The following is a 25179-nucleotide window of genomic DNA, read 5'->3' on the forward strand; positions in this document are numbered from 1 at the left end:
ATCATAGAGTTTGGTCATCCTGAGAACACTGGAGAAATTATGCGCACCGTATTGAATATCCTTAATTTCGTGTTAGGTGGTTTTTTCACCACATTATCCTGGCTGCTCGCCACGGTGGTGAGCGCCTTGCTGATATTCACGCTGCCGCTGACCCGATCATGTTGGGAAATCACCAAGTTATCGTTCCTGCCTTATGGCAACGAAGCGATTCACGTTGATGAACTGCGTCCGGATGGAAAGAATGCCATTTTAAATGCCGGCGGCGCCGTACTGAATATATTCTGGTTCGTTTTCTTCGGCTGGTGGTTATGCCTGTCACATATTCTCACCGGTATTGCGCAATGTATCACCATCATTGGTATTCCCGTCGGCATCGCCAACTTTAAAATCGCCGCCATCGCACTGTGGCCGGTCGGCCGCCGCGTCGTATCGGTTGAGATGGCTCAGGCAGCCAGAGAAGAAAACGCCCGCCGCCACTATCGTTAACTGAGTCAGAGGAAATCGCGTTGTCCGCATTCATCCCAGGGATCCGTCGGTATCTTTATAACAGCAGTTGGCTGTACAACACCCGCATCTTTATTGCTCTTGCCGGCGCGGCAGCCGTCCCCTTGTGGCTGGGTCAGTCGACGTCAACCATACCGCTTACGCTCGGCGTGGTTGCCGCGGCGTTGACCGACCTTGACGATCGGCTGACCGGACGTTTGCGTAATCTGTTCATTACGTTGATCTGTTTTCTGATTGCCTCCGTTTCAATCGAGCTGCTATTTCCCTATCCCTGGCTATTCGGCATCGGGCTGGCGTTATCTACCTGGGGATTTATCTTGCTCGGCGCGCTGGGTCAGCGTTATGCCACCATCGCCTTCGGCGCATTGTTAATCGCGGTTTACACCATGCTGGGGGTTTCGCTATACGACACCTGGTACCAGCAGCCCGTCCTGCTGCTGATTGGCGCATTATGGTACAACCTGCTCACGCTGCTCGGACACCTGCTCTTCCCTATTCGTCCGTTGCAAGACAATCTGGCGCAGTGTTATCAGCAGTTGGCTCGCTACCTTGATGCCAAAGCCAATCTCTTCGATCCCGATCTTGAAGAAGAGTCAGACAAACCGCTGATTGAAGTGACGATGGTCAACAGTCAACTGGTGGCCACGCTGAATCAAGCTAAATCTTCATTACTGACGCGCTTGCGGGGCGATCGCGGTCAGAGAGGCACGCGCCGGACGCTGCATTACTACTTTGTCGCGCAGGATATCCATGAACGAGCCAGTTCCTCTCATATGAATTACGCTCAGTTGCGTGAAAAACTCCGCTATAGCGATGTGCTGTTTCGTTTTCAGCGCTTGCTCTCCATGCAGGCCCGCGCTTGTCAACAGCTTGCGCAGTCAATTTTATTTCATCAAAAATATCAGCACGATAGCCATATCGATCGTGCATTCGTCCATCTTGAACGGGCAATTACGCGCATTGCTGAAAGCAATAGCGCCGCAGCCTCGCAAATCAAACCGCTGCAATACCTGCTGAACAATCTGCGGGCGATTGACGCACAGCTCTCGACCATTGAATCGGAGCAAACCATCGAACAGGAGAACAATCCGGAAAATACCCTGGCCGATGACAAAATCACCGGCTGGAGCGATATCCGTCTGCGATTGAGCCGCCATCTGACGCCTCAATCCGCCCTGTTTCGCCATGCCGTCCGGATGTCGGTATTGCTTTGCAGCGGTTATGCCATTATCCAACTGACAGGCATGCAGCATGGATATTGGATACTGCTAACCAGTTTATTCGTCTGCCAGCCTAACTATAACGCCACGCGGCGTCGCCTGGCTTTGCGCATCATCGGCACATTGACGGGGATTTTGCTGGGATTGCCCATTTTGTATTTTGTGCCGTCGATCGAAGGGCAACTGACGCTCATCGTGATTAGCGGCGTGCTGTTTTTTGCTTTTCGGCATGTGCAGTACGCGCACGCCACCATGTTCATTACGTTGCTGGTGCTATTGTGCTTCAACCTACTGGGTGAGGGCTTTGAAGTCGCCATGCCGCGGGTAGTCGATACCTTAATCGGCTGCGCCATCGCCTGGGCGGCGGTCAGTTTTATCTGGCCGGACTGGCGTTTTCGGGAACTGCCGGCGGTTATTGATAAAACCTTGAGTGCGAATTGCCGCTACCTGAATGCGATTATGGCGCAATACCATCAGGGGAAAGACAATAGCCTGACATACCGTATTGCCCGACGCGATGCCCATAACTGCGATGCGGAATTGGCGTCAGTGGTTTCTAATATGTCCTCGGAGCCGCATGCTACCCGGAATAAAATGGACAATGCCTTTCGCCTGATGTGTCTCAATCATACTTTGCTCAGTTACATCTCCACATTAGGCGCTCATCGCGAAAAAATTTCATCTTCGCAAATCCTGCAATTGCTGGATGACGCGGTTCGCTACGTTGAAGATGCGCTGCATCCTCATGAGAAAGACGATCTGAAAATAAATCAGGAATTGAACGCGATAACCAGCCGCATTCAATCCCTATCGGCGGAACCGGATAGCAAAGAACTATTGGTTCTTCAACAGATTGGCCTACTCATCGAACTATTGCCCGAACTGACGCAATTAAAAAACAGTATTGATTAATTTATTGAAACTATTCAGCCAGTCAACCAGTCCGCATCAATGCTTGTGTCTTTTAAACGAAGACACGGCATTGCTTTCATACCATTCCAGCAACTCATTACGCATGCCATTGGGCAAGGCCGCCTGATGCATGCCGCATATCGCGCCGGCAAGCGCCAGTAATATATTCACGCTCAGATTCGCGCTAATAGCCCTTAGTTTCAGATAGCTTTTTTTGGCGCCATATTGCTGTAATTCGTCAACATTCTTTATGCCGACCTTCCATAATAAGCGCTCCAGATCATGATTGAGGTTAGGTAAATCCTTCAGGCGCCCTGCTTTGCTCTTGGCCGCCTTATCCTGCTGCGCGCCCGACAGAGACATTGCGGCGAAGTGCAATAATTGCCCGTGGTTTTCCCATAGCGACTCATCGACAAGATAATAATTTAACGGAACCGGCATCCCTCGCTTGGTATAAATAAGATGGGGCATATTACGATCGTGGAAGTGTCGTTCATCTTTCTTGCTGGCGCGCAGGTAGAGTTCGCCTCCGGAAACCAGGGCAAAAACAATTTTATTTGCGGCGATACTGTAACCGCCAAATTGGGAACGTGACGTTATGTCCCCTAAAGAGGCAAAACAATGCTTAGACTGCAAAATCCTTTTTTCGCATAAATGTTTCATTACTGTGACCCTTAGTATTGAAATAAACTGTCCCTGTCAGATTGGAACACCCGTAACAAGAACAAGTAATTAATCACAGGGCAAAGACCTCTTCAAACACAAAATGAGCTTGTTGAGCGTTGCATACCGAATATGCGAAGCGCTTTGAAAAAATCAGGTTGATTTTCACCCGCGCCAGATATACTGTATATGCATACAGCAAAACTATGGGGAGAACTCATTATGCGCACTCAACCACACCGTTTTTACACTGCTCAGCAGACAGCCTTTTCGGGTAGCCCATTATCGACGACGCCTGCAACAGGTTGCGGCGGCGTTATCAGTGAAATTGCTTATAGCGCGGACCAACCCATAGTTGCGCATTTGCTGCTGCCGCTTTTACAACAACTGGGTGCGCAGTCACGCTGGCTGCTTTGGTTATCCCCCCAGCAGAAACTCAGCCGTCCCTGGTTGCAGCAATCCGGTCTGCCGTTAGATAAAAGCGTTCAGTTAAATCACATCAATCCCCTATTCACGGTAGACGCCATGGAGAAAGCACTTCTATCCGGAAACTATAGCGCGGTGCTATGCTGGTTATCGGACGATTTGACTGAGGAAGAGAAGGTAAGATTGCGTCGGGCGGCCCAATCAGGAAATACCTATGGTTTTATTATGAGACCAGAAAATACGAATATCGGCGCGCATAGACTGTTTCCCAGCCTAAAAATTCACTCAACATTGTATCATTGAGTAAATTCAGAATTATCTCACCCGATTAACGGGATAACCAGAATATTTCCCGGCGGCATAAGCCTTATCAAGGCTTTCTGGTGTGTTTCCCGACAGTAGAAAACCGGCGATATCTGTCAAAAGCATCTACTATTTGTTAGTAAGTGTGTATGAATCGTTAATTTATCTAGAATACGAATCACATCATACTTGTAACTTTCCAATCACGTTGTAGACTTTGACTCGCTGGAGTTGCTCTTTTATAACGCCAATACACTTGGCAGTGAGTAATAAATAAGAGCAAAGTCTCCCGTTAAAGGATTTTAACCAAAGGTCTATTAACCTTCCGCGTTAATTGCCGATTTGGATGATAATGAGGCGTAAAATGAAAAAAACAGCTATCGCAATTGCAGTGGCACTGGCTGGCTTCGCTACCGTAGCCCAAGCCGCACCTAAAGATGACACCTGGTACGTCGGTGGTAAGCTGGGTGTATCTCAATTTCATGACACCGGTTTCTACGGGAACGGTTATGAAAATATCAACAACAACCCAATCAAAAGCAAGTTAGGCGCAGGTGCTTTCCTGGGTTACCAGGCCAACCCTTATCTGGGTTTTGAACTGGGTTATGACTGGTTGGGCCGTATTAAATACGCTGGCTCTTCAGCAGACAGAAACGATAGCGCCAGCTTCAAGGCTCAGGGCGTTCAGGTTGCTGCCAAACTCAGCTACCCGGTACTGCCGGACCTGGACGTTTATACACGTTTAGGCGGTCTGATCTGGCGTGCGGATAGCAATGCCGGCGGCACTCGTAACCTGGACAACGATGACACCGGCGTCTCCCCGCTGGCGGCTCTGGGCGTTGAATACGCCATCAACAAAAACTGGGCTACCCGCGTAGACTACCAGTGGGTTAGCAACATTGGCGACGCCGCTACCGTTGGCGCACGTCCTGATAACCTGCTGATGAGCGTTGGTTTGTCTTACCGTTTCGGTCAGGATGACTACGTTGCGCCGGCCGCTCCGGCTCCGGCTCCGGCTCCAGTTGTTGAAACCAAACGTTTCACTCTGAAGTCCGACGTACTGTTCAACTTCAACAAGGCCACGCTGAAATCAGAAGGTCAGCAATCGCTGGATCAGCTGTATTCTCAGTTGAGCTCTCTGGATCCGAAAGATGGTTCCGTTGTTGTTCTGGGCTTCACCGACCGTTTGGGTTCCGAGCAGTACAACCAGGCGCTGTCTGAAAAACGTGCTCAGACCGTTGTTGATTACCTGGTTTCCAAAGGCATCCCGGCAGACAAGATTTCTGCTCGCGGCCAAGGCGAATCCAACCCTGTTACCGGTTCTACCTGTGACAACGTGAAACCTCGTGCTGCGCTGATCAACTGCCTGGCACCGGATCGTCGCGTAGAGATCGAAGTTAAAGGCATCAAAGACGTGGTAACTCAGCCTCAGGCTTAAGTTTTATCCACAAAGAAAAACCTCGCTTCGGCGAGGTTTTTTTATTCATTCATTCCTATCCATCTACTTACCGACTTCGTAACGCCTTAATTACCGCTGCCTTTATTCAAAATCGCTTTAAGATCCTGCTTGAGCAATGACATCTGACTGGCATATTTTTCTTTATGCTCCGCATCTTCAATCAGTTGCACAATGGTGTCCGATAACGTACTTCCACGTCGCTGCGCTAACCCGGCCAGACGCTGCCAGACCAGAAACTCAAGGTCGATAGATTTTTTCCGGGTATGCTGATGCTCTGCATTAAAATGACGTTTGCGCCGCGCACGGATCGTTTGCTTCATGCGATTTTCCAACGCAGGATTCATGCATTGGTCGATCCATTCCAAAACCTTCACCGGCTGGTTTTCCATTTGCAGTAGCGAATTCACCGCCTCTTCTGCCGCACTCAGCTCAAGGAAGCGAGTAATGGCTTCGCCTTCACGGTGTTTTTTCACCAGATACTTCCATTTCCATCCGCACTCAAGATTTTCTAATTGTTGATATTTCATACTAATTCTTCAGTGACCGCGTAACGTTGATCTTAGGATAACAGCTTTTCTCTGACTTTCACTGTTCTCAGCTTGTTTTTAAGACTATTTTTAAGGCTATTTTTTGCACAAAACAAGCGAATTGAGCACGGCGCATTTACATCATATGGACACGCCGCATGTGCAGCCCGCATTATTCTTGTATAATCACGCTTTTCCTTTAGACGACTACATTTGATACTTTGACCAGTAACCGACTTGCGTGGCAGCACTTACTGCCCAACCATACGCCATATCAAACCCTCTTCGCCCAGGCTGCACAGCTTTCTCCTGCTGAGTTTTCTGTTATTCAGCCGCGTTTGGCCGATAGCCTGACTCTTTTTTGCCATCCTCGTTCACCTTCACGTTTTATGTTATTGAAGGCATTGGAGGATAGCGAATACATGGCACTGATTGAGCGTGCCGTAAATGCCATAAAACCTCAAGCAAACGCACTGTTCGGCAGCAAATATACGGTTGAGGGCGCTGTTGTTCGGGTTCAACCTGCAACGCAGTCCACTGACAATTTTGCATCCCAGGACACTTGTCGTTATCAAGAATGGATTGAACCGGAGCAACTGTTTGGCAGTGTCCGTCATTTTCAGGGTGAAGTAACTCTCACGCCTGGGTTAATTCATAAGGTAAATGGCGGAACACTGATTCTCACTGCCAGAACATTATTGGCTCAACCACTCATGTGGCTGCGTTTAAAGCAAACCATTACGGAAGGGGTATATCGCTGGCTGTCTCCCAATGAACGCAAACCCTTACCGATCGATATTCCGCCAATGCCGCTGGATATCCGCTTAATCATCCTCGGGGATCGGGAAAGTTTAGGGGACATTCATGATATAGAGCCGGACTTGAGCGAACGATCCGTGTACGGCGAATTTGAAGCGCAGCTACAGCTGATTGAAACTGAAGATATGTCACGGTGGTGCGCCTATATCAATGCGCTATGTCAGGAAAATCATCTGCCGCGCCTGGCTGCCGATGCCTGGCCTGAACTCTTCAAACAGGCGGTACGTTATAGCGGCGATCAAGGCTGCCTGCCGCTGTGTCCGCTGTGGCTGACCCAGCAGCTTAAATATGCCGCGCTCTATGCGCAAAGCCAGGAAGTCACGGCTCAGACATTGATTGACGCATCCGCCGCCCGTCGTTGGCGGGAAGGCTATCTGCGCGAACGTATGCAGGATGAAATCGAACTGGGTCAAATACTGATTGAAACGGATGGCTATGTCATTGGACAGGTTAACGGCCTTTCCGTGCTGGAGTATCCCGGCTACCCGATTACATTTGGGGAACCTACGCGCATCAGTTGTGTCGTTCATCCCGGTGATGGCGAATTTACCGATGTTGAACGCAAAGCGGAACTTGGCGGGAATCTGCATGCCAAAGGCATGATGATCATGCAGGCATTCCTGATTTCAGAGTTGGAGCTTGACCAACAGCTCCCCTTCTCCGCTTCAATCGTGTTTGAACAATCTTACGGTGAAGTGGACGGGGACAGTGCGTCATTGGCTGAGCTAAGCGCCTTGATCAGCGCCCTCGCCTTACAACCCATTAATCAGCAGATTGCCGTAACGGGTTCTGTCGATCAATTCGGCCACGTTCAACCCATCGGCGGGGTAAATGAGAAGATTGAAGGCTTCTTTGAAGTATGCCAACGTCGGGGACTGACCGGCCAACAGGGCGTGGTTCTGCCGGCGGCGAACCTCCGCCATCTGTGCCTGCATGAAGAGGTCATTGCTGCCGTTCGCGAAGGACAATTTCATCTTTTCCCGGTGGAAACCGCCCCGGAAGCAATATCATTGCTGACAAACCTGGCTTACAACGATGCGCATCAGCCTAATTTGCTGGCTGCGATTCGTGAAAGAATCGGACAATTAATCCCGCAGGAACGCCGCCGCTTTCCGTGGTTTTTCCGTTAAGTAAACTGGTTTAACCAGACGTAACGGGCTTGCTCAGCGTACATCTGTACGCTAACCTGCGTGCTTCACTAAAACAAGGCTTACAGAGAACATGGTAGATAAACGCGAATCCTATACAAAAGAAGACCTTCTTGCCTCCAGCCGCGGCGAACTGTTTGGCCCGCAAGGACCACAGTTACCAGCTCCTAATATGCTGATGATGGACCGGGTCGTGAAAATGACCGAAGACGGTGGTAATCATGGAAAAGGATATGTGGAAGCGGAACTGGATATCAACCCCGACCTATGGTTCTTTGGTTGCCATTTTATCGGCGATCCGGTAATGCCTGGCTGTCTTGGTCTGGATGCCATGTGGCAACTGGTCGGCTTCTATCTGGGCTGGTTAGGCGGTGAAGGCAAAGGCCGCGCGCTGGGCGTAGGTGAAGTTAAGTTCACCGGACAGGTTTTACCTACCGCCAAAAAAATCACCTACCGCATCCATTTCAAACGCGTTATCAACCGCCGCTTAGTCATGGGTATTGCCGATGGTGAAGTGTTGGTGGACGGGCATTTAATCTATACCGCCGATGAGTTGAAAGTCGGTTTATTCAAAGATACAAGCGCCTTCTGATTTCATCAGCGGGCGAAACGCGTTGACCGCTTTCGCCCGCAGTAATCACGACTCATCGCCGATCGACGAACAACGACGCGGTTTATTTCTGATTATTCATTTCGTTCGCTATTGACTGACGTACGTCCTGCGGAATTTTCAATGATGTCGCCAAGGCATCCAGGTAGCTTTTCTCCATGAAATGATCAACGTCAATCACCGCACAACTCAGAAAATAAACTTCCAGCGCCTCCTCCTCGTTTTTCACATCCCTGGCCAGCAGTTCCGGATCCAACGGTTGCGCAATAGCTTCCTGTACCCAACGTTGGGCCTCATCACCCAATTGCAGTTGCTGAATATTTTCATCAATCCGCTGCTTCTCTGAAGCATCGATATGACCATCGCTTTTAGCCGCAAAGACCAGCGCCTGAATCAGACGCTGCGCGCGGGTAGTATCGGAAGAAGATTGCACGCCAAACTGAGGATCGTCCTGATGAGTATCCCGCACGCGTTTCTTATACTGATTCCACAGCACGACGCCGGCAGCGGCACTCCCGCCGATAATCAATGCATTCTTACCCAGCGATCCCACGATTTTTCTAGCGGATTTATTCGACAATAGCACACCGGCAAGCCCGCCGAGCGCGGCCGGTTTCAACATATCCCCCAAATTGCCGTTACTACCGCCTTGATGGCTACCCTGCCTGGGTTTGCCAGAGTTCAATAGACCCTGAATCTGTTGTATCCAGTTATTCATTCTTCACCTCGAGGAAATAGCGTTATAGGTAGCGTGATACCTCTTCATAGTAAGACCTGGGAGGCGTTTTTTTGTCAGGTTATGTATATCAATGAAAAGCCCGCAAGCGACTTTTCAGCAGGTTCCGGACATTATGCCGCATTCTTTAATCTGACGATTTGCGCTTTATTCTGGAAACGGTATACTGAACCCAATAAATTGAAATGCGGTTTTAAAAAATTATATTGTTCGTCACAAAAAAGGAACGATCATGAAAATTGCTTTGATTAACGAAAACAGCCAGGCTGCTAAAAACGAACTCATTGCTGCGACTTTGACCAAAGCAGTCGAGCCTCTGGGCCATACTGTTTTCAACTATGGTCAGTATTCCGCTGAAGATAGCGCGTCGCTGACTTATGTACAGAATGGCATTTTGGCGGCTATTCTGCTGAATTCCGGCGCCGCTGATTACGTCGTCACCGGATGTGGCACCGGCGCTGGCGCGATGTTGGCCTGTAACTCTTTCCCGGGCGTCATCTGCGGCCTGGTGGTTGATCCTTCAGATGGCTACATGTTTGCCCAGATTAACGACGGCAACGCCATTTCTCTGCCATTCGCCAAAGGCTTTGGCTGGGGCGCGGAGTTAAATCTGCAATACATATTCGAAAAGCTGTTCGAAGGTGAAAGCGGCCAGGGTTACCCGCGCGATCGCGTGATTCCAGAGCAGCGCAACAAGAAGATTCTGGATGCGGTCAAAGCGGTTGCCTATAAGGATCTGATCACAATTCTGAAAGAGATCGATCAGGATCTGCTGAAAGGGGCTATCAGCGGCCCTAAATTCCAGGAGTACTTCTTCGCCAACAGCAAGGACGAAGCGCTGAGCAGTTATATTAAAAGCCTGCTGGCCTAAAAAGACGAAATCAACGCATGCCGCAGGTCGCGAAGCAACCTGCGGCTTTTTTATGTCAGCGGCAGGCTATTTACCTGACGAACAAAGGTGAATCTCCTTTTACCAGACGTTCTTGGTCATTAGCGTTCAATGCTTAACCAGACGCGCTGAAAGCATTAAATACTGCTTGACCGAAGTAAGGCGACTGCCTATAGTAGCGCCCCGTTGTCACTTACGCGACAACCCCCGGTGAGGTGTCCGAGAGGCTGAAGGAGCACGCCTGGAAAGTGTGTATACGTGAAAACGTATCGAGGGTTCGAATCCCTCCCTCACCGCCATATAAAAGAAAACGCCCCTGACGCAAGTCAGGGGCGTTTTCTTTTATATGTTGATGGGACTGATAAGAAACCTCGCCAGGGTTCGACAAAACGGCAGGAACGCCGTTTTGGACCGCCAACGGCGGCCCGCTGGGCGAGCGCCACGGAAGGCGCGAGTCAATCCCGCCGCAAGTCAGGGGCGTTTTCTTTTATATGTTGATGGGACTGATAAGAAGCCTCGTCAGGGTTCGACAAAACGGCAGGAACGCCGTTTTGGACCGCCAACGGCGGCCCGCAGGGCGAGCGCCACGGAAGGCGCGAGTCAATCCCGACGCAAGTCAGGGGCGTTTTCTTTTATATATTGATGGGACTGATAAGAAGCCTCGCCAGGGTTCGACAAAACGGCAGGAATGCCGTTTTGGACCGCCAACGGCGGCCCACAGCAGGAGTCTTACCCTTTACCGCCCGTTAAACGACGCTGCAATTGGTCGCGCAGATTCGGCGGCGTGCCTTTAATGGTTAACGTATCGGTCGCCGGATCCCAGAAAATCCGCTCGCCCAGCAATAGCGCGTCAAAATTCAGACTAATGCCGCCGCCACTGCCGGCAAACTTGGTTAACTGTCGCAATGTACCGCGATCGGCGGGAAAACTTTCTTCCAGGTCATACCCTTGCTCGGTTGAAAATTGCTGGAATGTTTTCTCGCCAAGTGGCGGCAGTTCCTCAGACAGCGCCGACAGCTCAATTTCCTCGCCTGATTGCAACTGCTCATTGCAGTAGCTGTAGACCTGCTGGCGGTAATTCTGACGCTCATTTTTGTCCAACTGCGCATCATCACAGTATTCATCAACGGCTTTCAGCAGACCGCGGTTTTGTGCCTTGGTATCCAATCCTTCCGCAGCAGCCAGGAAATCCATGAAAAAGTCAGCGACTTTACGCCCCACCCGGCCTTTCAGAAAGGTCAGGTAACGAGTTGACTCGGGATTGGTTTCCCACTCGGTCAGGTCAATGCGCGCAACGATATCCGCATGATTGATATCCAGATAGTGCGTGCTACTGATATCGAGCTGTTCATTAACCCGCATACTGTTGCAGCTATTGAGCACCGCGATGAGTAAATATTCCACGGCCAGATAACGATACTGGCAAAACAAAACGATACCGCCCTCGGCGAAGGGGTATTTGGCCAGTTCATCTCGCAGGCGCCCGGTGGCCGCGCGCGTGAACGCCAGAAAGTCCTCATCACCTTTACGACAGGCCCGGAGCGCATCCGCAAGTTCGCTTTGCTCATTAAACAGGCCGTAAGCCTTACTTTTCGCACTATAGATACGATGCAATTCAGCCATCATCTCTTCCACTGTCGCATTGGTCGACAACAATGAATCACGCAACACCATTTCCAGCGTCTGTTCGTCACGTTTAATTAGCTGATGCAGGGCAATCTGGTCGATATCCAGACTCATGATAAACTCTCCTTTTAGCAAGGAACGTATTCAAACACCGAACAGATAGAGCTGCAACCAAAAAGCCGCGCTTCATCGTTTGCCAATACACAACCGGTATAAAATGATAAAAGTGCGGAAAAGGATCGGCCTATACGGTAAGATATCTGACTTTAACAGCTTGAGAAACGCCATTTTATGCCACAATCATCCCGTTACAGCGACGAACACGTTGAACAACTGCTATCCGAACTGGTCAGTGTTCTGGAAAAGCATCATGCCCCAACCGACCTTGCTTTAATGGTGCTGGGTAATATGGTGACCAACCTGATTAATACCAGCGTCGCGCCGGCTCAACGTCAGGTTCTGGCGCGTTCTTTTGCCGAAGCATTGCAGGCTTCAATTAAAAAAGCAGATAAAGTTCACTAATTTTTGACCAACTTTATGGTAACCAACAGCCAGCGCTACCGTGAAAAAGTTTCCCAGATGATCAGTTGGGGACACTGGTTCGCATTGTTTAATATTTTGCTCAGTCTGGGGCTGGGTAGCCGCTATCTGTTTGTCGTCGACTGGCCTTCTTCACTCTTTGGCCGCATTTATGCGTTGGTCAGTTGGCTTGGGCATTTCAGCTTTATCGGATTCGCCGCTTACCTGCTGATCATTTTCCCGCTGACATTTATCGTCATGTCGCAGCGATTGCTGCGTTTCCTTTCCGCAGCGCTGGCAACGGCCGGGCTGACTCTGCTGTTGGTCGACATTGAGGTTTTCACTCGTTTCCACCTTCACCTCAACACCACCGTCTGGGAGTTAGTCATAAACCCGGACCAAAGCGAACTCGCCCGTGACTGGCAACTGATGTTCATCGGCATTCCGCTGATCTTTATGGTGGAAATGCTGTTCGGCACCTGGTGCTGGCAAAAGCTGCGCAGCCTGAATCGTCAACGCTTTGGCAAACCTCTGGCCGGTGTTTTTATCTCGGCGTTTGTCGCGTCGCACCTGATGTACATCTGGGCGGATGCGAATTTCTATCGTCCGATCACCATGCAGCGCGCCAACCTGCCGCTGTCTTATCCCATGACTGCGCGCCGTTTTCTGGAAAAACACGGTCTGCTTGACGCGCAGGAATATCAGCGCCGTCTGGAACAACAGGGAAATCCTGAAGCGATGACGGTGGAATATCCGCTCAACGACATTACATTCCGTGATAGCGGCAGCGGATATAATCTGCTGGTAGTTATGATCAACGATGCCCCGCTCGATAGCGTCCGGAACGACATGCCGAACCTGACGCAATTTGCCGAGCAAAATATTCGCTTTGACGATCACTATGACTCAGGCACGCAGCCCAATGCCGGGTTATTCAATCTTTTCTACGGAATATCGACAACGTACATGGATGGCATTCTCAGCGCGCGCAAACCTTCGGCATTGATAAGCGCGCTGGGCCAGCAGGGTTATCAGTTCGGTCTGTTTTCCACCAATGGTTTTGATAATGCGCTTTATCGTCAGGCGTTATTGTCCGATATCTCACTCCCGGCGCCGCAGGAGCAGAGTGACGAGGCGATTACCTCACAATGGCAGCAATGGCTGGATAACGACAATAACAGCGCGCCCTGGTTCTCTTATATTGAGCTGAATGGTTCAAACGCCACACCGAACGCCAAGGTGAACATCCCAAACGTCGATCGGCAGGTTAATCGGATTATCAGTACGCTGCGGGAAAAACAGGTACTGGATAAAACCGTCGTGGTCATCAGCGCCATGCCCAACAGCCTCAGCGGTCAGGCGCAAGTTTTCCGTCGTTCACTGTGGCAAACGCCGCTCATCATTCACTGGCCGGACACGCCGGCGCAGGTTATTACTAAAATGACGGACAACAAAGACGTGATGGCCACGCTGATGCAGCGCTTGCTACACGTTAAGAATACGACCGAGGATTACTCTCAGGGAGAAGACCTGTTTTCTGCCCAGCGACGCAATAACTGGCTGGCGAATGGCAACAGCGGAGACTTAATGATCACCACTCCTGAGAATATTATTATGCTGGAAAGCAACGGTAGCTATCGCGCCTACGATCGGGACGGCCGTCGGTTAAGTGATGAAAAACCGCAGCTTGCCCTGCTTTTGCAGGTTCTGACCAATGAAAGACGCTTTATTGCCAACTAACTGCCTAAATCTAAAGCAGTCGTTCGGTTTAGCTATTGCAATCATGACAATAAAAGGTAGTATAAGCGCCCATAGCATCGGCACGTAGCGCAGCCTGGTAGCGCACCGTCATGGGGTGTCGGGGGTCGGAGGTTCAAATCCTCTCGTGCCGACCAAATACATATTCCGTTAGTACCAGTTATTAACGGAAACCCCACAAAAACCCGCATTCTCTCTGAGTTTGCGGGTTTTTTGTTGCCTGTTATCTACCGGTTTGCTACGGTTTTACCCGGAATCTTTAGGCATATGTTTAGGCATACACCCACCAAATGCCTAAATCGTGTATGCCTAAACTCATGCGGAGGGCTAGACGTGGCTAGGCAAACAAGACCATTAACCAACAGCGAAGTGAGAGCCGCAAAGGCAAACGATAAACCCGTTACGCTTTATGACGGAGAGGGATTGGAGTTACTGGTTAAGCCTGGCAATAACGCCAAGCTGTGGCGGTTCCGATACTACCGCCCCATCTCAAAGAAACGGGCCATGATATCGTTCGGAGCATTCCCCGCTATCTCGCTCGCCGACGCCCGGCGCATGAGGGAGGACGCCCGCACCTTGCTGGAACGCGGGACGGATCCGCAAGCCCACCAGCAACAACTCCGCGCCCAAGAGCTGGCCGCCAACCAGAACACCTTTGCTAAAGTGGCCGCCGACTGGTACGAACTGAAAAAGGCCGAACAGTTGGCGACCAACACCATCAAGGACATTTGGCGCTCACTGGAAAAGCATGTTCTCCCATGGATAGGCAATCACCCTATCGCCAACCTGACCGCCCGCGACTTCATAGCCGCGCTGGAACCTATCAAGGCCAGCGGTAAGCTGGAAGCGTTGAAGAGAGTGATACAACGCATCAACGAAGTGATGGACTACGCCGTTAATGCCGGACTGATACCCGCCAATCCGGCGGCCAAGATCCGCAAGGCATTCCAGACTCCGGTTAAAAAGCACATGCCCACTATCCGGCCAGAAGAATTACCCGGCCTGATGAAAACACTATCTGTTGCCAGTATCGAGCTACAGACCCGGTTTCTTATTGAGTGGCAGTTGCTGACAGTCACCCGCCCGGCGGAAGCCGCCGCAGCCCGCTGGCCGGAAATAGATCTGAATGCCGGAATGTGGACAATACCAGCGGGCCGAATGAAGATGCGCCGTGATCACGTCATCCCCCTGCCCCCGCAGGCGTTAGCTATTCTGGATGCGATGATGCCCATCAGCGGCCACCGCGAGTACATCTTCCCGTCCGCCAAAGACCCCAAACAACCGATGAACAGCCAGACCGCTAACGCCGCATTGCGTCGTATGGGTTACAAAGGTGTGCTGGTGTCCCACGGCCTACGCGCCATATTCAGCACCGCCGCCAACGAGGAAGGCTTCTCGCCAGACGTGATCGAAGCCGCTCTAGCCCACGTTGACACCAACGAAGTGCGCCGCGCCTATAACCGATCCACCTATCTTGAACAGCGCCGGGTGTTGATGCGCTGGTGGGGTGAGTTCGTCGAGACCGCCGCTACCGGGAAAGTGCTGGCGGCCGATAGCGTGCATAAGTTGCGTCTGATAGCGGTATAGAACTGCCTCTACAATGAGGCATTACCGGCAGAAACTAGGGGTCACTCCCGAGCACCTGCCCCCTACAGGCTGACGCTGGCCTCACCAATTGGGGTTATGCGATGAGAGCAGATGGAAAACAAAAAATTGACCAAAACTATCTGGGAAGAAAAAGAAAGATCTCCGCGTGAATACTATTCCATCAAGAGTGCGGCCAAATTGTTGGACTGTGAAGAGGAAGAACTTTTACGTCGGCATGATAATGAAGAGATAACACTTGCTGTTGAGTTGAACGAAGAAATTCCAGCTGTCATTTCTTTTTACAGCGATACCAAATTATTTTCTGACAACAATCATATAATTGATAGAATAGTTATTGCCGAAAACAATCATGGAAAAGAAAGAGTATTTCCCATTAAAGACAGCGATGGAAGGGAAAAAGTATTTTTCATTAAGGTTGGCTATGAAGAAGAAATAGAGCATATCAAAGACGAAGATGGAACAGAAAAATTAACCATCAATACAACAGATGATAAAGGAGAAAAAACAACGTCTGTCAAAAAAGTGATTTCCATTACAAACAATGATAAAGAAAAAGCTATACAACGCTTGAACACGAACAAAGATACCCTGAAATGCTTGATCGCAGGATCTTGTTTCGGAATATCTAAAGTCAACATGCCGTTAGGTTACGTAAGAGCAAATGTCATAAAAAAAGACAATGCGACATTTTACAATGAAATTTTTGGATGTTTCATCAGCGGTATATGGGGGCTTTGTGATGAGCGAGACATATACCATGACCTATGCGATATCGATGGATTCTATACCGGTGTGTTCTCACCCATTCAGGCAAGCAATGAAAAGATAAAAAGCGTAATCATTACTTTTGGTGATGTTAAAACCATTTCCATTGATGAATTGATAATTACAAGGATGGATGTAGAGAAAATTTATGATTATGGGAAATTAGGTCAATCAATACCCAAAAGCGGAATGATTGAAAATCAAAAAGTACCCGATGAACCTAAGAAGGCACACGGAAATAAAATACGGTACGAAAAAAATCGAGAGGATCTACTTAAGGCAGCGCTGTTCATCTTAAACAAATATCCACAAGAGTGCCGAGGGAAAAAAAAGGATCCCAGTCCGCTTGAATGGGCCAAAGCACTGCTTGCACATGGTAAGGATCCGGATGTTCCGGTTTTCACCATCACCAACGAACAGACGATCACCAGACGTTTGCGCGAATACTTAAGCAATACGGTCAAATAACAACCACATTCCGATAGAGTAAAATATCCTACCGGTAGAGTATTTTTACTCTGTCTTACCCTTTTCAGCCAACTACGCCACCATTCACTCATCACCTGTATTGCCCGACATTAAGTGGAGTTGAGCCAATGACACCAATCAAACGAAAGATCCTCACCAAACACGAAGTAAAGGCCATTCTGCGCCTGAAATCCGATAGCTCCCTTCAAAGCATGATTCACAGCGGTGAGTTCCCAAGAGGTTTCCGCATCGGCTTGCGCCGGGTGGGCTGGTTCGAGGACGTTGTTAATACATGGCTGGAAAAACGTATTGCTGAAGCTGAAAGCTATCAGAGAGATGGCGTAATGGAAAAGAAAAACACCCGCGTTACCAGGAAATTACATGAAAGAAAGAGCTGACATTATGCTTGCTGGGGCGCGCTGGGGCGAAATTGACCGGGACGCAGGAACGTGGACGATACCCTCCGGGCGTCGGCGGGGAGGCGGCGCGGGCCACGTTATCACGTTGACGCCGCCCGTGTTGGCGCTACTGACCGGGCTGGAAAACCACACCCTCCAATCCGCTCAGTCACGGCCCAGCATGTGGTTGTTCGCTGGTCTCGATGACAATAATCAGCCTGTGGACGCTCGCTCTATTCTCTTGGCGCATGCTCAGGTATTCGGCCCGCAATCCGCCTACCTGCCGCTGCGCGTCCGACTGCTGTTCAGCGTGTTGGCCGAGTATCAGGGGTTCAGCGCAGACACCATAGCCTACACGCTGTCTTCTACCGACCCGGCGACGCAATGCCGCTACTTCGTCCTGCCAACGGGACGGCACCGCGCCTTGATGGAGTGGTGGGGCAACTACCTTAAACAGCAGCCAGCACGGCGGGCAACGGTGGCGACCTATGACTGACACCACCTTGATTGACGCTATCCGCAGCGTGGCCGCCGTCGCCGTGCAAAGCGCCGATATTCTGGTACCGGAATGGCTGCCCGAGGGCCGGCGGCGCGGTAGCGAATGGGTGAGCCGCAACCCTACCCGCGCTGACCGCCACGCCGGGAGCTTTTCGGTATCGCTGAACAGCGGCCGCTGGCATGACTTTGCCACCGGCGATGGCGGCGGGGATTTGGTGGCGCTGGCGGCCTATCTGTGGAACGTGCGCCAGTCCGACGCCGCGCGGCTGATGGCCGATCGGCTGGGGCTGGTCCTGCCGGGCAAGCCGGACGCACTACCCATCGGGACACGGGCGGCGCAACAAGCACGCGCTGACGCTGCCCGGCGTGAGCTGGCGCTGAGGAAGGCGGCCGAACAGGAACAGCGAGCCATGTTGCGCCAACGCGCCGCCTGCCGGGCGTTCGACCTACTGCATGACGCCACCGCGCCGGACCCGTATCACCCCTACCTGACTGCCAAACAAGTGCCCCCCTACGGCCTGTATCAGCACTGCGACGATCTGCTGGTGCCTCTGCACACCGTGTGCGGCAAATTGGTGAATGTCCAGACCATCGACCCAGACGGACGCAAACTGTTTCTGCGCGACGGGCAGATGCAGGGGGCGTTCCACCTGATTGGCGCGCTAGATTTTACGGCCCCGGACGCGCCGCCGCATGAGGTGTACATCTGCGAAGGCTGGGCCACCGGCGCGGCGCTGTTTCAGTGCTGGGACGTGCATGCCGTGGCCTGCGCCATGAATGCCGGCAACCTCAAACATGTGGCGCGGGTGCTGCGCGAACGTTATGGGCACGGGCTGGCGCTGGTGATTGCCGGCGATGACGACCGTAACACGCCGGGCAACCCCGGCCAGCGGGCCGCCAACGAGGCTGCGTTGCTGGCCGGCGGGATGGTCATCTTCCCCGAATGGCCGCCCGGTGCGCCCGCTGACCTGTCCGATTTCAATGACCTGATGCAATGGGAAATGGGAGCATGACCCAAAAGACCGATAACAGCCGCCCGCCGGCTGACAAGCGGCGCAAGACACCGCGCCCCAAACACCCGAAAGTCACCCCGGTGCGGCCGGGCTATGCCTGCTACCCGCACCCGGTACAGATTGACGGCGGTCAGATACTGAAGGAGGGCCTGTACTGGCATGGCGTGCGGGATGCCACCAGCACCGACACCTTCATCTGTTCTCCTCTGGAAGTGGTGGCGATTACCCGCGACGAACACGGCGAGAACTATGGCCGCCTACTGCGCTTCATGACGCTGGACGGCGAGTGGCGCGAGTGGGCCGCTCCCATGGAGATGTTGTCCGGCGACGGCAGCGACCTGCGCGCGGAGCTGCTGCGTATGGGCGTGACCATCCCCCACCGCCAGCGGCAAGCGCTCACAGATTACATCATGGACTCCCGCCCGCCGCGCCGGGTGCTGGCTGCCACGGCCACTGGCTGGCATTCACCGGCGCTGTTCGTGATGCCGGGGCGCATCATCGGCGATGGCGACGTGGTATTTCAGTCCACAGAAGCCAGCTCACGCGAATACGCCACGGCGGGGACGCTGACACAGTGGCAAGGCGACGTGGCCGCCCGGTGCGCCGGCAACCCGGTTCCCATGATGGCGGTATGCGCGGCGCTGGCCGGACCGCTGCTGCACCTGCTGGACGTGGATAGCGGCGGGTTTCACTTCATGGGCGACAGTTCCAGCGGCAAGAGCGTGGCGGCGCTGGTGGCATGCAGCGTGTGGGGTGAGCCGCGCAGTTTCAAGCGCAACTGGAACGCCACCAGTACTGGCCTTGAAGGGCTGGCGACCATGCGCAACGACACCGTGCTGATACTGGATGAAATCGGCGAGGCCCCGGCGCGGGAAATCGGCGGGCTGATTTACCAGTTGGGTAACGGTACCGGCCGCCAGCGCGGCAAGGTGAACGGCATGGCGCGGCCGGTCAATACCTGGCGCACCATGCTGATTTCCACCGGTGAGCTGACGGTGGGCAAGTACATGGAAAGCGGCGGGCAACCGGCCAAGGCCGGACAGGAAATGCGCCTGTCAGATGTGCCCGCCCAACGGCGCTACGGCGTCTTTGACGACCTGCACGGCATGGCGCGGCCCCACAACCCGGATAACGCCGCCGAATGCCGGGGAGCCGGGCGCGCATTCGTTGAAGCGCTGCGCACCAACGCTTACGCCTACTACGGCCACGCCGGGCCGACATTTGTGGCGTTTCTAATAGCGCTCCATCAGCAGGACGCTGACAGCGCGCAGCTGATGGAGCGCTTCCGCCAACTGCGTGAACAGTTCCCGGTCAGCACCGGACAGGAATCCCGCGTAGCTGCCCGGTTTGCCCTGTGCGCGCTGGCGGGCGAGTTGGCAATCACGGCGGGTATCCTGCCGTGGAAACAGGGGGCGGCGCTGGAGGCGGTCAAGGCCATGTTCGTGGCATGGGCGGACTATCGCGGGCGCGGGCAGTCCGAAGACAGAAAGATTCTCCGCGCCGTGTCGGACTTCATCACCCGCCACTCCGCCCGGTTCGAGCCGTTTGCGAGCCAATGCAACACGATAGCCAACCGCGCTGGATGGTTTCGCGTGGCGAACGGTAAAAATCAATACCTACTGACAGGGCAAGCGCTGGATGAGGCGACCCCCGGCTACGACACGAGGCGCGTGGCATCGTGTCTTGGTGCCGCCGGCGTGCTAGCTGAGCGGGACTGTGATACGCGCCACACCAAGCGCGTAAGCATCGGGGGTGAAAAGCACCGCGTCTATGTTATTGATCAGATTGCATTATCATTCGTTAATGATGAATAATTATGCATATGTTCGCCTACGCAATCGCAAAAACTGCCGGGAACTGCGGGAACGCCGGGAACGCCGGGAACCGAAAAGAATAAAATCATATAAATCAGTAGATAATGTTTTTTCTTTCATTCTTTTCATCCCGCTTTCACTGGGAACCCATCGGGAACTACCGGGAACCGTTATTGCTCGTTTTTTATCCTGATAGTTCCCGATAAAACTCCCACTGGGAACCGCAGTTCCCGGTGGGATACCCTGCCAAGCCGCGCCACACCTGACGGTTCCCGGCGTTCCCGCAGTTCCCGGCAAAAAAACAGCATAGCCAGACATTAATGCCGTTCACTGATGACGAAGCTTACTTTTTACCGGTGTCAGCCAGTGTGTCTGCGTCCGGCCTACTGCCACTCAAGGAAAAAAGCAGCACTGAAATAGCAGCGTTCAAACAGCGTCAGTGTATGATCCGGGGCAGAAGAAATCAGACGATGAGCCAGCGTCAGCTCTCCCTCTGCGACCGCGCCAGATGCCTCATCCAGCAACATAGGGGAATGGGTTGCCATCAGCCCAACCATTCGAACCTGCGGAAATGCGGCAATGGAAGGTTCGATAAACCCAAACACAGCAGCATTCTTCGGTGAATCAAGCGTGCGAAACCGTATCCGGTCGTAGCGCGGAAGTCTGATTTGCCTCGACATCGGACGTATCGTCATCCTTGATGTTTTCTTCACTGTACATTATGCATTTTAATAACTGGTACAGTTTATGGAATTACCTATCATATAACAGTTAGTTCTTTCTGGTTTTGATGACTGCGGAATAACAGGCATTGCAGGAACTGAACCTATTAGCGGGAATGTAGGCATTGCGCCATCAGACGGACCACAAATATATGTCATGTTGTACCAAGTCACTGGCCCGGGAAAAATATCTGCAAAGAGCCCTCCAGCATTACTGTGGCTCGCCACTACACGATAAGAGCCATTAGTATTTTCGCAACTCTCTGAAGCATCCTTAAAGCATTTCGCCGAATTACTACTACATTTAACATTCTTCATTACTGAACCATCAGGTGCCCGTGTTTCACTGACACTTGCGCACCCAACCAGCAAAAATGCCATACACGCTAACAAACCTTTCATCGGATATCCCTTTCAAAAAAGTATAAAAAAAATCAGACGGGCTCCGTTAAAGCGATTTTTTTAGTGCCCATCTTGCCCCTCAGTAACCACACCGTACAGAGGCGAACATTCGTAGAAACAACAGACTGCACTACATTTCAATCACATACTTACTGACACTACGTTTATAAAAATCTTGCATATAGCAACAATATTTGACTTGTACCGCGCTAAATACCTTGACCAAACTCAACAAGTTAATCTCAGTAAAAAAGCCCTTCCAGCGCGGAACTTACGAATTGATTCCGCTGCCGTAGAACTTGTTCCAGAAGTCCGGATCTTTCGCTGCTTTCCATGCGTAAAAGGGTATTGAGGAATATCGCTCTTTTAAGCGTTGCGCCCCCTGCGCCTGCCGCTCTAATTCGTGGACGGGTACTCCAAGCGCGTAGCATTCCATTAGTAAGGGGCTGGCCTTCACCAGTTCGGAAGGCTCGGATTGCGAAATCGTATCGGGCATTTTCAATCTCCGGTAGCTGGCTCTTGATAGACGTCAGTGAGGTTTCGATCATAGAACTGATGTTATAAATATCATTCCCTGAACGCCATTTGAGTGGGGGGATCCCCAAAGCACACTCACCACATCTCTGACGAGCATGGGGCTCAAGGTATTCTGTCGAGCCATGCTTCAGGGCGGATGACAGCATAGCTTCGGTTCTACGGCGAATAGCGATATCAGATAGACCGGCCGGATCACCGATAAATATTCGCCGGGTATTCACCGCATAGTCGGCTACCGCCTGATAAATTGCCGAACCAAACTCTCCTTCAAGCAATCGGCTAACATCAAACCAGACTTCCTCTGGCGTCTGATAAACATAAATGTCAGCCCCCGTTGGCGCAGTCATGCGGATAAACTCAACGCCGTCAGGATTACAGTTATCATCTAATCGCCCTTCAATGGAATTAACTGTCGCCCACGGCCATATCACGTCAAAAATTCCTTGTAAGGTACGCAATCCTTTAGTCTTCGGATGTTGGAACAGATCATCCACAGCGGCCAGTTCCGTCATAAACTCAGCGGTAAAAGTATCTAAGACATCAATTCTTCGATAAACGGCATTATCTGTATTTATATTTGTCATAAAATTAATAATTCTTCGCGTAACGATATTCTTATTAAAAATCACCGTCACGAACATTTCCATTATTTCGGCAAATAGTAATAACCTCATGCTCATTAAAATAATGAGTGTTTTTCTCTTTTCGATCGGATAAAAAACCCAAACTTTTTATTCTATTTAATATTGATGCCCCTGGTAATCCATATGTGTTCTCTCCGTAATATTTAAACCAGGGCAATCCCATCTTTTTATACTCCCTACTGGTTATCGGAGGGCGAGGCATCGGTAAACCTGTTAGCAAACGCCAATCGGGAGCATTAATCATGTGAATAAAACAACGTGAACTATATTTTGTATCCCAGGCATCCGCACCATATACATCTTCCGCAATTTTTTGAGTAATACGACCACCAGCACCTACCCCCATAGTCCTGCCACTTTCCTTTCGCAGGAAAGCAGGGAGATCATAAAAAACAGGTTCTTGAGATACACCATGTCTCCGCCTGCGCTTAGCTTCTCTCTCTTCCCGTTTACGCCGAATTTCCTGCATTGCTACATATACTGATGCTTTCATCGGCCATGCGATAACCTGTATCCCTCCGATCTCAGCCTCTCCGGTAATTTGTTCTTCTACCGTGTAACCCTGCCCCATTGGAACCGCAGTGAATTGTCTTACTATTCCCTTCTCAGTGTTAAAGCCATCCAGCCAAGGCTGCCGCGAAATATCGATAAAATCCTGAGGGTGGTGGCTTAATTCGTTTTTCCATGACTTACCCGTTATCGCATTGATTTTTCCTGTCGCAATTTTTATTGCTATAGGATAGTCACCACTAAAGCCAATCCACATTGCTTCAGCGTTATAAATCGGCATCAGGACACCACCTTTTTTAACCATGTCAGCAGGCAGCCTTTTAGCCAGATTATCGATATGGATCAGTTGAAATTTCCCCAGCCCCGCCGGTAGCGGATAAATTCGGCCATCATCCGGCATGCGTAGCGTTCGATGAAATGAAACAGACCCAAAAGCATCCGGGTGTACTTCAGGAAACGAAATAACCAGTTGGTTATGGTGAAGCTCAATCACGATATTCCCCTCTAAAACGATTCTGATAAAGCGGTGAGTTACCCTGGCTATGGCGCAAAACTAATTTTTGACTAAGGTTCCAACATAGTTAAATTTCAAATATTTTATTGATTCTCAATACTTATTATTCAATAAACCGCACATATTGCGGGCTGTTCTTTCTGGTAACCCCATTCATTCCATTGGTACAAGCTACCGCCCAAACCACCGATATCAACATCGCTGGATACAAAGGCAAAGGGTTTACCTGTAACGTAATCATGGCGGACATTTGAACTATTGCCATACACTCCAAAATTCATACTATAGTTGGAAGACAAAGATAGCACTGAACGATGAAATTTCCAACAATAGTTAGAGTTGGTTGGAGAGTTCATTGGATATCGCAACAACGTTCGGACATGTATTGCGCCAGCTGCGTAAAGACGCAGGACTGACACAAGAACAATTAGGTTTTGAGGCCGAGCTGGAACGCAACTACATCAGCATGCTCGAACTAGGACAACGTCAACCAACCCTAGTAACGATATTCAAACTTTCATCACCACTGAAAACTGTTCCATCTCAGATTGTCGCACTGGTAGAAGCGGCAATCCCCGATGACACTCCAGACAAGAAAACCAGGAAATAGCCACTACAAACCTCTCGTGTTTGCACACGTTTGTATAATCCTCGTCTTCAACCGGGGCACCGAGACTTCAACAGTCCTAACCGGCATTGACAGCGCTGCCAAGGTGCATACCCACTTCAAGCGCGCCATCGACTGGCCTCATGAAAGCGGCTTCCGGTATGTCTTGCATATTAACGGTGACAAGAACCGCGAGCTGATCTTGACGGTGCTTGTGTTCCACGTGCCGCAGTGATTCAAATTCAGCCATCAATAAACATCCGAAGCGGCTATTGCACAGGAAGCCGACACCAAGGTGTCCCGTAGTTCGGCGTATTGCGGCTTAGTCACAGTCTTCTTGTTCTAGATGACGTAATGAAGGGAGGCAACTAGTGGCAGGCGATAGTATTGGCGGCAACGTTATCCCTAGCACACGCCATAGGCGATAGTAAGCACAACGGGGAACAGTCGCCAATGCTGGTGGTGAATCTGTCACCATGCCTAGATATCAGCCGTATATACATTCAGGGTTCTGTCGTTTTGCTCAGAGATCTTAGCCAAACTTAGCAATCCGTGGGATA

General features: G+C 51.1%; 23 protein-coding genes, 2 tRNA genes and 1 pseudogene. 18 read left to right on the forward strand and 8 right to left on the reverse strand.

The features are described 5' to 3' along the window. The first annotated feature begins 39 nt into the window (after positions 1-39). Complete coding sequence (locus tag ABRZ26_RS05140) at positions 40-486, forward strand: YccF domain-containing protein (protein ID WP_319603185.1); 447 nt, start codon at positions 40-42, stop codon at positions 484-486. Positions 487-506: 20 nt separating this feature from the next. Next, positions 507-2636 carry a YccS family putative transporter gene (yccS, locus tag ABRZ26_RS05145; RefSeq protein WP_319603186.1) on the forward strand — a complete coding sequence of 710 codons (2130 nt, stop codon included), beginning with the start codon at positions 507-509 and terminating at the stop codon, positions 2634-2636. 36 nt (positions 2637-2672) lie between these two features. Here the strand turns inward: yccS and ABRZ26_RS05150 are convergent, their stop codons facing one another. Next, a complete protein-coding gene (locus ABRZ26_RS05150; RefSeq protein ID WP_319603187.1) occupies positions 2673-3299 on the reverse strand; it encodes a TfoX/Sxy family DNA transformation protein in 627 nt (208 codons plus the stop codon). Between the two features lie 222 nt (positions 3300-3521). On the opposite strand from ABRZ26_RS05150, the gene sulA reads away from it, so the two are divergent. Both sulA and ompA read left to right on the forward strand, forming a co-directional pair. After that, positions 3522-4028 carry an SOS-induced cell division inhibitor SulA gene (sulA, locus tag ABRZ26_RS05155; protein ID WP_319603188.1) on the forward strand — a complete coding sequence of 169 codons (507 nt, stop codon included), beginning with the start codon at positions 3522-3524 and terminating at the stop codon, positions 4026-4028. Between the two features lie 364 nt (positions 4029-4392). Further along, positions 4393-5466: a porin OmpA gene (gene ompA, locus ABRZ26_RS05160; protein ID WP_319603189.1), complete on the forward strand. Its 1074-nt coding sequence runs from the start codon at positions 4393-4395 to the stop codon at positions 5464-5466. Positions 5467-5552: 86 nt separating this feature from the next. Here the strand turns inward: ompA and matP are convergent, their stop codons facing one another. Then, a complete protein-coding gene (gene matP, locus ABRZ26_RS05165) occupies positions 5553-6014 on the reverse strand; it encodes a macrodomain Ter protein MatP (RefSeq protein WP_319603190.1) in 462 nt (153 codons plus the stop codon). 221 nt (positions 6015-6235) lie between these two features. Here matP and ABRZ26_RS05170 point away from each other — a divergent pair, with 221 nt between their 5' ends. Beyond that, positions 6236-7963, forward strand: coding sequence for an AAA family ATPase (locus ABRZ26_RS05170; RefSeq protein ID WP_319603191.1), 1728 nt, complete (start codon positions 6236-6238; stop codon positions 7961-7963). 91 nt (positions 7964-8054) lie between these two features. Next, entirely contained in the window at positions 8055-8573 is a 519-nt protein-coding gene (gene fabA, locus ABRZ26_RS05175; RefSeq protein WP_319603192.1) for a bifunctional 3-hydroxydecanoyl-ACP dehydratase/trans-2-decenoyl-ACP isomerase, read from the forward strand. An 82-nt stretch (positions 8574-8655) separates the two neighbouring features. Here the strand turns inward: fabA and ABRZ26_RS05180 are convergent, their stop codons facing one another. After that, the gene (locus tag ABRZ26_RS05180; protein ID WP_319603193.1) at positions 8656-9309 is read right to left on the reverse strand and encodes a tellurite resistance TerB family protein; all 654 of its coding nucleotides are present in this window, start codon (positions 9307-9309) and stop codon (positions 8656-8658) included. Positions 9310-9559: 250 nt separating this feature from the next. Here ABRZ26_RS05180 and ABRZ26_RS05185 point away from each other — a divergent pair, with 250 nt between their 5' ends. Further along, on the forward strand, positions 9560-10198 hold the full coding sequence (locus ABRZ26_RS05185; RefSeq protein ID WP_319603194.1) for an RpiB/LacA/LacB family sugar-phosphate isomerase: 639 nt from the start codon (positions 9560-9562) through the stop codon (positions 10196-10198). Positions 10199-10425: 227 nt separating this feature from the next. Continuing rightward, positions 10426-10515, forward strand: a tRNA-Ser gene (locus ABRZ26_RS05190). 430 nt (positions 10516-10945) lie between these two features. Here the strand turns inward: ABRZ26_RS05190 and yejK are convergent. Beyond that, complete coding sequence (gene yejK, locus ABRZ26_RS05195) at positions 10946-11956, reverse strand: nucleoid-associated protein YejK (protein ID WP_319603195.1); 1011 nt, start codon at positions 11954-11956, stop codon at positions 10946-10948. A gap of 177 nt (positions 11957-12133) precedes the next feature. On the opposite strand from yejK, the gene ABRZ26_RS05200 reads away from it, so the two are divergent. The 9 genes and pseudogenes from ABRZ26_RS05200 (at position 12134) to ABRZ26_RS05240 (ending at position 20683) form a co-directional block, all read left to right on the forward strand. After that, positions 12134-12364, forward strand: a complete 231-nt coding sequence (locus tag ABRZ26_RS05200; RefSeq protein ID WP_319603196.1) for a YejL family protein — start codon at positions 12134-12136, stop codon at positions 12362-12364. A 15-nt stretch (positions 12365-12379) separates the two neighbouring features. Beyond that, the gene (gene yejM, locus ABRZ26_RS05205) at positions 12380-14101 is read left to right on the forward strand and encodes an LPS biosynthesis-modulating metalloenzyme YejM (RefSeq protein WP_319603197.1); all 1722 of its coding nucleotides are present in this window, start codon (positions 12380-12382) and stop codon (positions 14099-14101) included. Positions 14102-14179: 78 nt separating this feature from the next. Further along, positions 14180-14256 (forward strand) — tRNA-Pro (locus tag ABRZ26_RS05210). Positions 14257-14386: 130 nt separating this feature from the next. Continuing rightward, positions 14387-15706 carry an integrase domain-containing protein gene (locus ABRZ26_RS05215; RefSeq protein ID WP_319603198.1) on the forward strand — a complete coding sequence of 440 codons (1320 nt, stop codon included), beginning with the start codon at positions 14387-14389 and terminating at the stop codon, positions 15704-15706. Between the two features lie 111 nt (positions 15707-15817). Further along, the gene (locus ABRZ26_RS05220; protein ID WP_319603199.1) at positions 15818-16960 is read left to right on the forward strand and encodes a hypothetical protein; all 1143 of its coding nucleotides are present in this window, start codon (positions 15818-15820) and stop codon (positions 16958-16960) included. Positions 16961-17088: 128 nt separating this feature from the next. After that, a pseudogene (locus ABRZ26_RS05225) lies at positions 17089-17280 on the forward strand (helix-turn-helix transcriptional regulator); the annotation flags it as partial. A gap of 61 nt (positions 17281-17341) precedes the next feature. After that, positions 17342-17854, forward strand: coding sequence for a hypothetical protein (locus ABRZ26_RS05230; RefSeq protein WP_319603200.1), 513 nt, complete (start codon positions 17342-17344; stop codon positions 17852-17854). Further along, a complete protein-coding gene (locus ABRZ26_RS05235; protein WP_319603201.1) occupies positions 17847-18869 on the forward strand; it encodes a toprim domain-containing protein in 1023 nt (340 codons plus the stop codon). The genes ABRZ26_RS05230 and ABRZ26_RS05235 overlap by 8 nt, the downstream gene beginning before the upstream one ends. After that, positions 18866-20683 carry a DUF927 domain-containing protein gene (locus tag ABRZ26_RS05240; protein WP_319603202.1) on the forward strand — a complete coding sequence of 606 codons (1818 nt, stop codon included), beginning with the start codon at positions 18866-18868 and terminating at the stop codon, positions 20681-20683. The genes ABRZ26_RS05235 and ABRZ26_RS05240 overlap by 4 nt, the downstream gene beginning before the upstream one ends. Positions 20684-21066: 383 nt before the next feature. Here ABRZ26_RS05240 and ABRZ26_RS05245 read toward each other — a convergent pair whose 3' ends face one another. The 3 genes from ABRZ26_RS05245 to ABRZ26_RS05255 all read right to left on the reverse strand — a co-directional run bounded on the left by ABRZ26_RS05245 (position 21067) and on the right by ABRZ26_RS05255 (position 23991). Further along, positions 21067-21378 carry a hypothetical protein gene (locus tag ABRZ26_RS05245; RefSeq protein WP_319603203.1) on the reverse strand — a complete coding sequence of 104 codons (312 nt, stop codon included), beginning with the start codon at positions 21376-21378 and terminating at the stop codon, positions 21067-21069. A gap of 671 nt (positions 21379-22049) precedes the next feature. Beyond that, on the reverse strand, positions 22050-22979 hold the full coding sequence (locus tag ABRZ26_RS05250) for a hypothetical protein (RefSeq protein ID WP_319603204.1): 930 nt from the start codon (positions 22977-22979) through the stop codon (positions 22050-22052). Then, positions 22963-23991: a hypothetical protein gene (locus ABRZ26_RS05255; RefSeq protein ID WP_319603205.1), complete on the reverse strand. Its 1029-nt coding sequence runs from the start codon at positions 23989-23991 to the stop codon at positions 22963-22965. Before ABRZ26_RS05255 ends, ABRZ26_RS05250 begins: the two co-directional genes overlap by 17 nt. A 376-nt stretch (positions 23992-24367) precedes the next feature. Between ABRZ26_RS05255 and ABRZ26_RS05260 the strand changes: the two genes are divergently transcribed. Further along, positions 24368-24622: a helix-turn-helix domain-containing protein gene (locus ABRZ26_RS05260; protein ID WP_319603206.1), complete on the forward strand. Its 255-nt coding sequence runs from the start codon at positions 24368-24370 to the stop codon at positions 24620-24622. A 76-nt stretch (positions 24623-24698) separates the two neighbouring features. On the opposite strand, the gene ABRZ26_RS05265 is transcribed toward ABRZ26_RS05260, so the two are convergent. Continuing rightward, on the reverse strand, positions 24699-24869 hold the full coding sequence (locus tag ABRZ26_RS05265) for a hypothetical protein (RefSeq protein WP_319603207.1): 171 nt from the start codon (positions 24867-24869) through the stop codon (positions 24699-24701). Positions 24870-25179: the final 310 nt, after the last annotated feature.

It is taken from the genome of Brenneria sp. L4-2C (genome assembly GCF_040240335.1).
In the GTDB taxonomy this organism is placed as follows: Bacteria; Pseudomonadota; Gammaproteobacteria; order Enterobacterales; family Enterobacteriaceae; genus Brenneria.